General features: G+C 62.6%; 9 protein-coding genes. 6 read left to right on the top strand and 3 right to left on the bottom strand.

Annotation, left to right across the window (positions count from 1 at the left end; genetic code table 11):
• The first annotated feature begins 177 nt into the window (after window positions 1–177).
• The 4 genes from mltG (at window position 178) to DFO46_RS10615 (ending at window position 5262) form a co-directional block, all read left to right on the top strand.
• On the top strand, window positions 178–1401 hold the full coding sequence (gene mltG / locus DFO46_RS10630; protein ID WP_165826377.1) for an endolytic transglycosylase MltG: 1224 nt from the start codon (window positions 178–180) through the stop codon (window positions 1399–1401).
• 22 nt (window positions 1402–1423) lie between these two features.
• Window positions 1424–2314, top strand: a complete 891-nt coding sequence (locus tag DFO46_RS10625) for a YicC/YloC family endoribonuclease (protein WP_110793501.1) — start codon at window positions 1424–1426, stop codon at window positions 2312–2314.
• 3 nt (window positions 2315–2317) lie between these two features.
• Window positions 2318–2965: a guanylate kinase gene (gmk, locus tag DFO46_RS10620; RefSeq protein WP_120277252.1), complete on the top strand. Its 648-nt coding sequence runs from the start codon at window positions 2318–2320 to the stop codon at window positions 2963–2965.
• A 116-nt stretch (window positions 2966–3081) separates the two neighbouring features.
• Complete coding sequence (locus DFO46_RS10615; protein ID WP_120277251.1) at window positions 3082–5262, top strand: methyl-accepting chemotaxis protein; 2181 nt, start codon at window positions 3082–3084, stop codon at window positions 5260–5262.
• A 70-nt stretch (window positions 5263–5332) separates the two neighbouring features.
• Here the strand turns inward: DFO46_RS10615 and betC are convergent, their stop codons facing one another.
• Complete coding sequence (gene betC, locus DFO46_RS10610) at window positions 5333–6850, bottom strand: choline-sulfatase (protein ID WP_120277250.1); 1518 nt, start codon at window positions 6848–6850, stop codon at window positions 5333–5335.
• 99 nt (window positions 6851–6949) lie between these two features.
• Here betC and DFO46_RS10605 point away from each other — a divergent pair, with 99 nt between their 5' ends.
• Together DFO46_RS10605 and DFO46_RS10600 are read left to right on the top strand one after the other, a co-directional pair.
• On the top strand, window positions 6950–7861 hold the full coding sequence (locus DFO46_RS10605) for a LysR family transcriptional regulator (protein WP_120277249.1): 912 nt from the start codon (window positions 6950–6952) through the stop codon (window positions 7859–7861).
• A 142-nt stretch (window positions 7862–8003) separates the two neighbouring features.
• Window positions 8004–10196, top strand: a complete 2193-nt coding sequence (locus DFO46_RS10600) for a methyl-accepting chemotaxis protein (protein ID WP_120277248.1) — start codon at window positions 8004–8006, stop codon at window positions 10194–10196.
• Window positions 10197–10204: 8 nt separating this feature from the next.
• On the opposite strand, the gene rsmA is transcribed toward DFO46_RS10600, so the two are convergent.
• Both rsmA and pdxA read right to left on the bottom strand, forming a co-directional pair.
• A complete protein-coding gene (gene rsmA, locus DFO46_RS10595) occupies window positions 10205–11032 on the bottom strand; it encodes a 16S rRNA (adenine(1518)-N(6)/adenine(1519)-N(6))-dimethyltransferase RsmA (protein ID WP_120277247.1) in 828 nt (275 codons plus the stop codon).
• The gene (gene pdxA, locus DFO46_RS10590; RefSeq protein WP_120277246.1) at window positions 11032–12054 is read right to left on the bottom strand and encodes a 4-hydroxythreonine-4-phosphate dehydrogenase PdxA; all 1023 of its coding nucleotides are present in this window, start codon (window positions 12052–12054) and stop codon (window positions 11032–11034) included. Before pdxA ends, rsmA begins: the two co-directional genes overlap by 1 nt.
• Window positions 12055–12056 lie beyond the last annotated feature (2 nt).

Below are 12056 nucleotides of genomic sequence, written 5' to 3'. Positions count from 1 at the left end.
CGGGACGCGCTCTGCGGCCCGGTGCGCATCAGGTGGATGACGGTGTGGGCGCTCTTGCCCGCAGTGATGTTCTACGGATAGAAATCATGGTGCACGCCCGGCGCTTCGCGTAGGGCGATGACACGGATTTTTGCCGCATTGCTGGCTGAAACAGCCGCGACAGAAAACAAAGAAGGATTGCCGGTGACCGACAACAGCCAGAATGGCGGTAGCCAGAACAACGGTGTTCCCTTTGGTCGCGATGCCGACACGAGCACCGGCAAGGGACCTTTCATTCCGAAGTCCCCGAATGACGCACTGCGCCCGGAGCGCGTGCCGCAGCCGCCGCGCCGTTCGCGCAAGGCACGCAGTCAGCTGGTGATCTTTCTGAACTTCCTGATGACCATGGTGGTCTTTGTCGGCGTGGTCGCCGTCGCCGGCTTCTACTACGTCATGGACGCCTACCAGAAGCCGGGGCCGCTGTCCGCCAACACCAATTTCGTCGTGCGCAGCGGCGCCGGCCTTGCCGAGATCGCCAATAATCTCGAGCGCAATGGCGTCGTCACCGATGCCCGGATCTATCGCTACGTCACCGCCACCTATCTCGACGAAGGCCAGACGCTGAAGGCCGGCGAATACGAGATCAAGGCGGGCTCCTCGATGAAGGACGTCACCGAATTGCTCGAATCCGGCAAGTCGATCCTCTATTCGGTGTCGATGCCGGAAGGCCTGACCGTCAAGCAGATGTTCCAGCGCTTGGCCGACGACACGGTTCTGGAAGGCGATCTGCCCTCCGATCTGCCGCCCGAGGGTTCGCTGCGCCCTGATACCTACAAGTTCACCCGCGGCACCAAGCGCGCCGAGATCGTCACCCAGATGGCAGCGGCGCAAGAAAAGCTGATCGACCAGATCTGGGAACGCCGCGATCCCGACCTACCGGTCAAGACCCGCGACGAATTCGTCACGCTCGCCTCGATCGTCGAAAAGGAAACCGGCAAGGACGACGAGCGCGCCCATGTCGCCTCCGTCTTCATCAACCGTCTCGCCAAGGGCATGCGCCTGCAGTCCGACCCGACGATCATCTACGGCCTCTTCGGTGGCGACGGAAAACCGGCCGACCGGCCGATCTTCCAGTCCGACATCAAGAAGGAAACGCCGTACAATACTTATGTCATCAAGGGCCTGCCGCCGGGTCCGATCGCCAATCCCGGTCGCGCTGCCCTTGAAGCCGTCGCCCATCCGTGGAAGACAGACGATCTCTACTTCGTGGCCGACGGATCAGGCGGCCATGTCTTCGCCGCGACGCTCGCAGAGCACAACGCGAACGTGAAGCGCTGGCGCAAGATGGAAGCCGAGCGCGCCCAGACGCCGCCCGCCACACTCGACGCGGCGCCGGAAGTTGATCCGGGCGCCGGCAATTGATAAAGGCCGAGGGGGCCGGGTTATGACACTGCAATCCATGACGGGCTTCGCCCGGGTCGAAGGCACGTCCGGGCGCTACCGATGGGCCTGGGAACTGCGCTCCGTGAACGGCAAGGGCCTCGACATCCGCTCGCGTCTGCCCCAGGGCCAGGAATACCTGGAAACCGACCTCAGGCGCCTCGTCGGCGAGCGCCTGGCGCGCGGCAACCTCCAGGTCGGCCTGTCCCTCTCCGTCAGCGAGAACCGGGTCGAGGCGGTGCTCAACCACGATGCCCTGAATGCCGTGCTGGCGCTGCGCGACCAGCTCGGTCCCGATGTGCTCGACCCGGCGCCGCTCAGGCTCGATACGCTGCTCTCGATCCGTGGTCTCGTCGACATGCGCGAGGCGGTGGACGACGAAGATGCGGTGACCCGACGCGACGCCGATATCCTGGCTGGCCTCGGCGAGGCCGTAACGGCGCTTGCGACCATGCGCGAGACGGAAGGGGCGGCGTTGCGCGCCATTCTCGAAGATCAGATTACCCGCATCGAGACGCTGGCCCTGCAGATCGAGGCCGACCCCTCCCGCTCGCCGGAAGAGATCGCCCGCCGGCTGGAAGCGCAGCTCGCCGGCCTGATGGACACGACGTCAGGCCTCGACCGCGACCGCTTGCATCAGGAGATCGCGTTGATCGCCACCAAGGCGGACCTGCGCGAGGAAATCGACCGGCTGAAGGCCCATGTGACGGCCGCCCGCGAATTGTTGTCGGTCGGCGGTCCCGTCGGCCGCAAACTCGATTTCCTGGCGCAGGAATTTAACCGCGAATCAAATACTATCTGTTCCAAATCCAATGCCGTCGCGGTCACCGCCGCCGGCATCGAGTTGAAGGTCGTCATCGACCAGTTCCGCGAACAGGTACAGAATCTGGAGTAGTCCATGGCCCCTTCGGCACCCGCACAGGTAAAGATCCCGAGGCGTGGCCTGATGCTGGTGATTTCCTCACCCTCCGGCGCAGGCAAGTCGACGATCGCCCGCACCCTGATGGACAAGGACCAGCAGATCGGTCTGTCGGTCAGCGTCACGACGCGTCCGCGTCGCCAGAGCGAGATCGAAGGTGTGCACTACAAATTCGTCTCGCAGCGCGAATTCGAGCGCCTGCGCGACAGCGATAGCCTGCTCGAATGGGCGCAGGTGCATGGCAACTACTACGGCACCCCGCGTGAGGCGGTCGAGACCGCCATGGGCGAGGGCCGCGACATGCTCTTCGACATCGACTGGCAGGGCGCCCAGCAGCTGCAGGAAAAGATGTCGGCCGATGTCGTGTCGATCTTCATCCTGCCGCCGACCATGGCGGAGCTTCAGTCGCGCCTGCATCGCCGTGCGGAAGACTCCGAAGAGGTCATCCAGACGCGCCTCAACAATTCCCGTGCCGAGATCGCCCATTGGCGCGAATATGACTATGTCATCGTCAACGACGACCTGAACGCCGCCTTCGATGCGGTTCAGTCGATCGTCAAGGCCGAGCGCCTGCGCCGCGACCGTCGCCACGGGCTGTTCGATTTCGTTGAGGGGCTGATCGCCTAATTCTTACGCGCCCGGGAAAGCAATTTATTGGCGAGTAAGCTTTAGCTAAAATTAACGACAACCTTTTAGGGTGTTGCGTTGAAAAGTGTTTTTTCGCGCGAGCTGAAAGGTTGGACATGCGGGTCATCGATGTTTCAATAAAGTGGCGTCTTCTGGCCGCACTGGCGGTTCCCCTTGTCGCAACTGCGTCATTGGCAGGCGTTGAGGTCCTCAGTGCCATCAGGGATTACTCCCAGGCCGACAATATGGTGTCCGTCGCTGCAGAGATTGGCCACATCGGTGATCTCGTCCATGATCTCCAGGTCGAGCGAGGGCTGACGGCGGGTTTCCTTGGCTCCAAGGGCACCAAGAACAAGGATGCGTTGCAGGCTGCGCGGACCAATACCACGCAGGAAACGCAGGCAGTCGTGGATGTGCTGGCTCAGATCAGCTTGACGGATACCGTGCTTGCGGTTGAGGCCGAGGCGGTGTCTGCCGATCTGGAAAAGCTGGCGCAGAACCGCGCCGGCATCGACGGTCTGGCGCTGACCGGTCCGGAAGCCTTTGCCTACTACACCGCATCGATTGCCGATCTCATGACGCTGGCACAGGATTATTCGCTCCTGCATTCGCCAGAGGGGACCGCCAATGCATTGGTCGCGCATGGCCTGATCATGAATGCCAAGGAACTGGCCGGCCAGGAGCGCGGCATGGGCAATGGCTTCATCACGGCCGGCGCATTCGACCCGAAGCGCTTCATGGCGTTTGTCGGTCTGGGCGGAGCCCAGCGTGAGCTCATCGCCAAGTTCCTGAAACTCATGCCGCCCGAACAGCGCGACAGCTACCAGAAGACACTGGCAGGAGATGGGCTTTCACAGCTCGAAGAATTCCGCCAGCAACTCATCGCAGGCGGAATTTCCAGTTCTTTGTCCGGTCTGGATGCCGGCGCCTGGTTCGCTCTCGCAACCAAGCAGATCGACCTGATGAAGCAGGTGGAGACGGCGGTTGTTGAGGCGATCGCGGCCGATGCTGCAACACGGGCTGATGCAGCCTGGTGGCGTCTGATGATAGTCGGCGGGTCGGTTCTTGCCGGTTTCGTCCTGACGATCTCGTTTGCCAGCTCCTTGTCCTACACGGTCATCCGGCCGATCGGTATGCTCACCGAAGCGGTCGAGCGCCTGTCGCGCGACGAGATCGATGTCCATCTGATCCACAGCGAAGGCAATGATGAGGTCGGGCGCATGGGGCAAGCCATCCGTCATTGCGTGGCCAACAGCAAGGCGAAGGCTGAGCGGGAGCGTGATGAACAGGAAAAGATCGAGGCGGATAAGCGTGCCCGCGAACGGGCCGCAGAACAGGAACGCGCCGAGCGAGCGGCGGAAATTGCCTATGCGGTTGGCGAACTGGCGGCCGGTTTGGCAGCCTTGGCGCGCGGCGAGACTAACTACCGTGCCCAGCATCCTTTCGCAGGCGAACTGGAGCGTCTGAGGACCGATTTCAACAACTCGATGAGCACGCTGCACTCGGTCGTTGAAACGATTGCCCAGAGTTCCGATACCATCAAGAGCGGATCGGATGAACTGCGTAGCTCTGCGGATGAACTCGCTCAACGTACAGAGCGTCAGGCCGCAGCTCTGGAGCAGGCCTCAGCGTCTCTGAGCGAGGTGACGTCGAACTTGGCCCAATCGAGCAAGAGAGCCGAATCGGTTGGCAATCTGGTGCAGACCACAGCGGCCGATGCCATGCAGTCGGGCACGGTCGTCGCCAACACGGTGGAGGCCATTTCTCAGATCGAACAGTCTTCGGGGCAGATCGGGCAGATCATCAGCGTCATCGACGAGATCGCTTTCCAGACCAACCTTCTGGCACTCAATGCGGGTGTTGAGGCGGCCCGGGCCGGAGAGGCCGGAAAGGGCTTCGCCGTCGTCGCCCAGGAAGTCCGCGAACTCGCGCAAAGGTCGGCGACAGCTGCGAGGGAGATCAAGGCATTGATCCAGAGATCGAGCAAGGAAGTGCAGCTCGGCGTCGAACTGGTTGGTGAAACGGGTCGGGCCCTGCGGCAGATCGAGGCGAATGTCTCGCGGATCAATCAGGATGTCGTGGAAATAGTCCGTGCATCGCGTGAACAGTCGGCCTCGATCACTGAAATCAATGCCGCGATGAACCAGATGGATCAGGTGACGCAGCAAAATGCGGCAATGGTCGAGGAGGCGACCGCTGCCACCCATTCGCTCGGAACGGAAGCCCATCGTCTCAGTGAACAGGTCGACATTTTCCGCAGTGGCGGCCGTAAAGAGCACGGCCGGCGGGCGGCCTGAGGGCCGCCGCAGCCTCTACATCGGCTCACCGTATCTGGCGCTCGCGACCGACTGCCAGATACGGTGACCTTCACTCCCCCCTCGGAAAACGCTGACTCTCTTCCAGGATGTTGAGATCCATATGGTTGCGCATATAGCGCTCGGACGCCTTCTGCAGCGGCTGGTAGTCCCAGGGGAAATAGGCACCGTTGCGCAGCGCCTGATAAACCACATGCCGGCGCGCCTGGCTTTCGCGCACGGCCGCGTCGAATTTCGTCAGATCCCAGCGTGACCGCGCCTCGTCGGCAAGCCGATTGAACACCGATTGGGCGGCAGGCGCGTCGGCCAGGTTTTCGAGTTCATAAGGGTCAGCCTCCAGATCAACCAGGATCGGCGCATCGGCCTGGCATAACGTCAGCTTGTAGCGGGCGTCTCGCAGGCCGACCATGGGGCTGACCGTGCCCTCGGCCGCATATTCCATCGGCACCATCCCGCGACTGCCAGTCCCCTTGGCCAGCGGCATCAGATCTTCGCCATCGGTCCAGGGGGCAAGCGTCGAGATGTCGATGCCGGCCAGCCCCGCGACCGTTGGCGTCACGTCGAGCGTCGAGACCGGCGTCGTCACCAGCCGCCCTTCAAGGCCGGGAACCGAGATCATCAGCGGCACGCGGGCCGATCCCTCGAAGAAATTCATCTTGAACCACAGACCGCGCTCGCCCAGCATGTCGCCATGGTCGGAGACGAAGAGGATGACGGTATTCTCCGCCATGCGCGTCCGCTCCAGCACATCGAGGATCTCGCCGATCTTGTCGTCGACATAGGAGATATTGGCGAAATAGCCCTGCCTTGCCCGGCGGATCTGGTCGTCGGTGATGTCGAAGGCCAGGTGGTCGCAGGCATCCATCAGCCGTTGCGAATGGCTGTCTTGCTGGTCATAGGGAATGGCCGGCACCGTCGGATCAAGCGCCGGGCAGTCTTCATAGAGATCCCAGTATTTGCGCCGCGCCACGTAAGGGTCGTGCGGATGGGTGAAACTCACCGTCAGGCACCAGGGCCGTTCGTCATGGCCGCGTGACAGGTCGTAGAGCCGGCGGGTGGCGTTGTAGGCAACCTCGTCGTCATACTCCATCTGGTTGGTGATCTCGGCGACACCGGCGCCGGTCACGGAGCCAAGATTGTGATACCACCAGCCGATCCGCTCGCCGGGTTTGCGATAGTCCGGCGTCCAGCCGAAATCGGCGGGGTAGATGTCCGTCGTCAACCGTTCCTCGAAGCCGTGCAACTGGTCTGGCCCGACGAAATGCATTTTGCCGGACAGGCTGGTCTGATAGCCCGCCGCGCGCAGATGGTGCGCAAAAGTCGGGATATCCGAGGCGAATTCCGCCGCATTGTCATAGACCCGCGTGCGGCTCGGCAATTGCCCCGACATGAAGGAGGCGCGCGCCGGCGCGCAGAGCGGGCTCGCCGTATAGGCATTGGCAAAGCGCACCGACCGGTCAGCCAGCGATTTCAGATGCGGTGCATGGAGAAAATCCGCCGGTCCGTCGGGAAAGAAGGTGCCGTTGAACTGGTCCACCATCAGGATCAGGATGTTCGGGCGTTCAGTCATGGATTTCCCCTTTGCCATGATATTGTCTGGGCTTATTGAAGAGGGAGAGCCACTGGCTGTGTAGTCGTAGTTTTTTGATGCGTGGTATAAGGAATTTGGATGGCTGAGGCGCCGGTGGATCTGGGCTGGATGAGACTTCTGGTCGAAGTCGCACGACGAGGTTCCCTCTCGGCCGCAGCCGATGCCATGGGGCTGAGCCAGCCGGCAGTCAGCTATCAGGTCCGCTTGCTTGAACAGCGCTTCGGTGTTCCCTTGCTCAAGCGTCTGCATCGGGGTGTGAGCCTCACGGACGAGGGGCGCCGGCTGCTCCAGATTGCCGAGCGGACGGTGCGTGATGTCGACACGCTCAAGCGTGACATCCGCCGGGGCCGCCGTCGCCCGGTGATCCGTCTTGTCACCGACTATGCCTTTTCGAGCCTCTGGCTGATCCCCAGAATGCCAGGCTTTCGCCAGGCGCATCCGCAGATCGACCTGCAGATTGTTGCCTCCCAACGCCTCGCATCCGACTGGCAGGAAGAAGGTGATCTCGCGGTGGCCTTTGGCGCTCGTGCAGATTTCGCCGGCGATGCCATGCTGCTCATGCCGGAACGCGTCGTGCCTGTCTGCGCACCGGCGCTGCTGGCCCGATGGACGCAGGACGACGGCTCTGCCATGGCCGATACCCCCCGCATTCATCTCGAAGCGGAGCCAGGGTCGCCCTGGCTGGATTGGAGATCCTATGCCGCCGCCGCTGGAACCTCTCTGGAGCCGGGAAGCGTACCCGGCGACCTGCGCTTCAACACCTATGCCATGGTCGTGCAGGCCGCTCTGGGTGGGCAGGGCATGGCGCTGGGCTGGCTCGGCGTCATCGATCAATTCCTGGAGGCAGGTCTGCTCGTCCCGGCCGGTGAATGCGTCGAGGTTCCGGACAGAGGTTACTGGTTGCTGGGCGGATCGGAGCAAGGCGCCGTCATGCAGCTCCGCGCGTGGCTGCAGGATGAGACGGGTGCCGCAGAACGTCAGCCGTCCTGACACGGGTGAATGGCTGAAATTTAGCATTGTATAAGTTGCATAAGTTATTCGTAGCTAATATTTAACCGCTTCTGTCTCATTCTCCAGCTGCCGTTAAAGTTGCGTGTCGCACCGACATGCACAGGCTGATCTGGAGACAGAAATGCGCTTGACCGACATCTCGGTAACCTGGCGTCTTGCTTTCGCCCTCGCCGTTCCACTGCTCGCCTTGGCAGGCCTTGCCTATGTCGAGATCAACAGCACCTATCTTGCCTACATGAACGCCCGCGAACTGGGCGTGGTGAGCGAAGATCTCGGAATTCTCGGGGATCTGGTCCACTCGCTCCAGTCCGAACGCGCCGAAGCTGTCGGCGTGCTGGCGACCAAGGGAACGCAGCATCGCACCGAGCTGGCAAATGCGCGCACTGCCGTTGATGCGGGCGTGGGCCATGTGGCGAAGATCAGGTCGGACATTCTCGCAGAGGGCGATCCAACGTTGACGCGCCACGAGCAGGGGCTGGAGCAGATACTCGCCGAGCTCACCGCGATCCGCTCGAAGGTCGATACCCTCGGCATCTCCCAGACAGAAACGTTCACCTACTACACCGTGCTCGTGCGCAACCTGATGAAGGTCTCCCAGGAGTTTTCGCTTGAAGCCGGCGCCAAGGGCGTCGTGGGCAAGATGATGGCCTACAGCCTGCTGATGAATGCCAAGGAAGTGGCGGGGCAGGAGCGCAATCTCGGCCACAGCTTCCTTGCCGAGGGCAGGTTCGACGAAGCCCACTACCTCGATTTCATCGGCATGTTCGGGTCGCAGAAGACCCTTATCGACCAGTATCTCGATCTCATCCCAGACGGCGACCGCGAGCACTATGCCGCGTCGCTGCATACCCCTGATGCCGATGCGGTTGAAAAGATCCGTTCTGCGATGATGAAGGCAGGCCTGACAGCGGATTTGACCGGCTTCAACGATCAGGAATGGCTCGAACGTTCGGCCAGACGGATCGAGCGCCTGAAGGAGCTGGAAAACGAGACCCTGGCGGCAATCGTTGCAGACAGCCAGGCGATCGCCGACGGTGAATACCATCATCTGCTCAAGGTTGGCGGCATCACCGGTGGTGTCCTCGCAATCGCCTGCTTCTTCGCGATTTCGCTCTCGCTGACCGTCGTGCGCCCTTTGCGTCTGCTCACCCGGACCATGCACAAACTGGCGGCAGGCGAGATCGAGGTGGATCTCATTCGCTCCGACAGCAAGGACGAGATTGGCCAGATGGGGTCGGCTGTCGGCCGGTACATTGCCCTTGCCAGGGAACGGATGCTGAAGGACATTGCCGAACAGGAGGAGGCGGCAAGGATCAAGCGTCTGGCCGAAATGGCAGCCGAGCAGGAGCGCGCTGAGCGTGCCGCGGAGATCGCTTATGCCGTCGAACAGCTCGCAGAGGGTCTGGACGCGCTCTCGAGCGGCGAAATCGGCTTCCGTCTCGAACGCCCGTTTGCCGAGAGCCTGGATGCCCTCAGAACCAATTTCAATGGTTCCATGGAGCGGCTCTGCGGAATCATGGCGACCATTCGCCAGAGCACCGGTCATCTGCATGGAGGCTCGCAAGAGCTGCAACTGGCTGCAGATGATCTCGCGCGCCGGACCGAGCGTCAGGCGGCGGCGCTTGAGGAGGCGGCCGCCTCCATCAACGAAATCACCACCGCAATCGGCAGCGCTGCCCAACGGGCCGACGAGGCCGGCACCCTGGTGCGCGAGGCGACACAGACGGCACAGCGTTCCGGTGCCGTTGTCAGCGACACGGTGAAGGCCATGCATCATATCGAGCACTCGTCGGGTCAGATCGGCCAGATCATCGGTGTCATCGACGAGATTGCCTTCCAGACCAACCTTCTCGCCCTGAATGCCGGCGTCGAGGCGGCAAGGGCAGGGGAAAGCGGTCGAGGTTTTGCGGTCGTCGCGCAGGAGGTTCGCGAACTCGCCCAGCGTTCCGCCACGGCAGCACGCGAGATCAAGGCGCTGATCTCCCGTTCCGCGCAGGAAGTGGAGGCGGGCGTCCGTCTCGTTCGGGAAACCGGCGAGACACTGCGGGGTATCGAGGACCACGTGCTGAAGATCAACGATCGCGTGGCGGCCATCGTCTCGTCCGCGCACCAGCAGAAGGCAGCGCTTGAGGAGATCAGTCAGGCGGTGAGCCAGATGGACCAGGTGACGCAACAGAATGCCGCCATGGTCGAGGAGGCGAGCGCGGCAACCTCAAGCGTCGCGACCGAAGCTGACCGGCTCAACGCCCAGATTGCATTGTTCCGGCTGCCGAACGAAAAAGCGGGCGGCAGAGCTGCCCGTCAGGCAGCCTGAACGGCTTCTCACAGCAGGTTGGCGAGCCGGCAGAATTCCTCGACGCTGAGCGTTTCGGCGCGGCGTTGAGGGTCGATATCGGCCCGGGCGAGCAGAGCCTCGCCGCCGATCGACTTGACGCTCTGCCGCAGCATCTTGCGCCTCTGGCCGAAGGCTGCGGTCGTCACGCGCTCGAGTTTCGCTGGATCGCAGGGGAGCGGCGTTAGACGCGGTTCGAGATGAACGACTGTTGAGGTGACTTTCGGTGGCGGCGTAAATGCCTGCGGCGGAATGTCGAAGGCCATATGCGCTTCCGTGCGCCAGCCACACAACACTCCGAGCCGGCCGTAATGGTTGTCGTCCTCCTGGGCGACGATCCGCTGGCCGACCTCTTTCTGGAACATCAGAGTGAGCGACGACCAGAAGGGGGGCCATTGACGTGGCAAGAGCCAGTTCACCAGCAGTTGCGTGCCGACGTTGTAGGGCAGGTTGGCGATGATCTTGACCGGCTTGCCATCGGCAAGCGCTTCGAAATCGGTCTTCAGCGCGTCGCCTTCGATCACCTCGAGTCGGCCCGGATAATGCGCCTGGACCTCCGCCAGAGCGGCAAGGCAGCGGGCGTCGCGTTCCACGGCGACAACCTTGGCTGCACCAAGCGCCAGGATCGCCCGCGTCAGGCCGCCAGGCCCCGGCCCGATCTCGAACACCGTGGCGCCTTCCAGTGACCCGGCAGTGCGGGCGACCTTCTGGGTCAGGTTGAGGTCGAGAATGAAATTCTGGCCGAGCGATTTCTTCGCATCCAGCCCATGCCGCGCGATCACGTCCCGCAGCGGCGGCAATCCGTCAAGGGCAGCCATCAGGTTCTGTCTTTCGAGAAACGGCTCATGGCGTCCGCCATTTTGAGTGCCGCCACGAGGCTCTGCTCGCGGGCAAGCCCGGTGCCGGCCAGGCCGAAGGCCGTGCCGTGGTCGGGCGACGTGCGGATGAAGGGGAGGCCGAGCGTGACATTCACGCTATCGTCGAACCCAAGCGCCTTGGCGGGGATCAGGGCCTGATCATGATACATGCAGATCGCCACATCATAGCGTGTTCGCGCTTCGTTATGGAACATGGTATCGGCCGGCAAAGGGCCGAAAGCATCGATCCCGGCATCGCGCAGGCGACGGATCGCCGGCCGGATGAGATCCTCGTCCTCGGTGCCGATCGCGCCACCTTCGCCCGCATGCGGATTGAGACCGGCCACGGCCAGGCGCGGATGTGCGAGGCCGAAACGGCTGGCCAGATCCGCAGCGACGATCCGGCAGGTCTCGACGATCAAGTCTTCCGTCAGCGCCTCCGGCACGTCCTTGATCGGGATGTGAATGGTCACAGGTACGGCGCGGAGCTTGGGTCCGGCCAGCATCATGACAGGAACAACCGGCTGTCCCGTTGCCCTTGTCGCAAGATCGGCCAGAAATTCGGTGTGACCGGGAAAGCCGAAACCCGCTTCGTAGAGCACGGACTTGGCAATCGGATTGGTAACGACGGCACGCGTCCTACCGGCGAGGGTGAGTTGCACCGCCGTCTCGATCGCGGCGATCGTGCCGCGCGCATTCGCGACATGCGGCTTGCCGGCGAGAACGTCGCTCCCGGTCGGCAAAGGGAGGACGGGCAGCGCGTCCGCGAACAGGGCGGTCGCGCCCTCGCAATCGGTTTCAGCGATGGAGACGCTCATGTCGAGCTGACGGGCGCGAACCTTCAGGACCTCCGGATCGCCGATATAGAGAAAGGCCGGCAGATCAAGCGCCGCCCGATGCGCAAACGCTTGCAAGGCAATATCGGGACCAATACCCGAGGGATCGCCCTGGCTCAGCGCAAGCGGAAGAACGGCATCGGTCATGT

Source organism: Rhizobium sp. AG855 (assembly GCF_003610655.1).
Taxonomy (GTDB): domain Bacteria; phylum Pseudomonadota; class Alphaproteobacteria; order Rhizobiales; family Rhizobiaceae; genus Allorhizobium; species Allorhizobium wuzhouense.
This window is presented reverse-complemented; position numbering and strand designations above follow the sequence as displayed.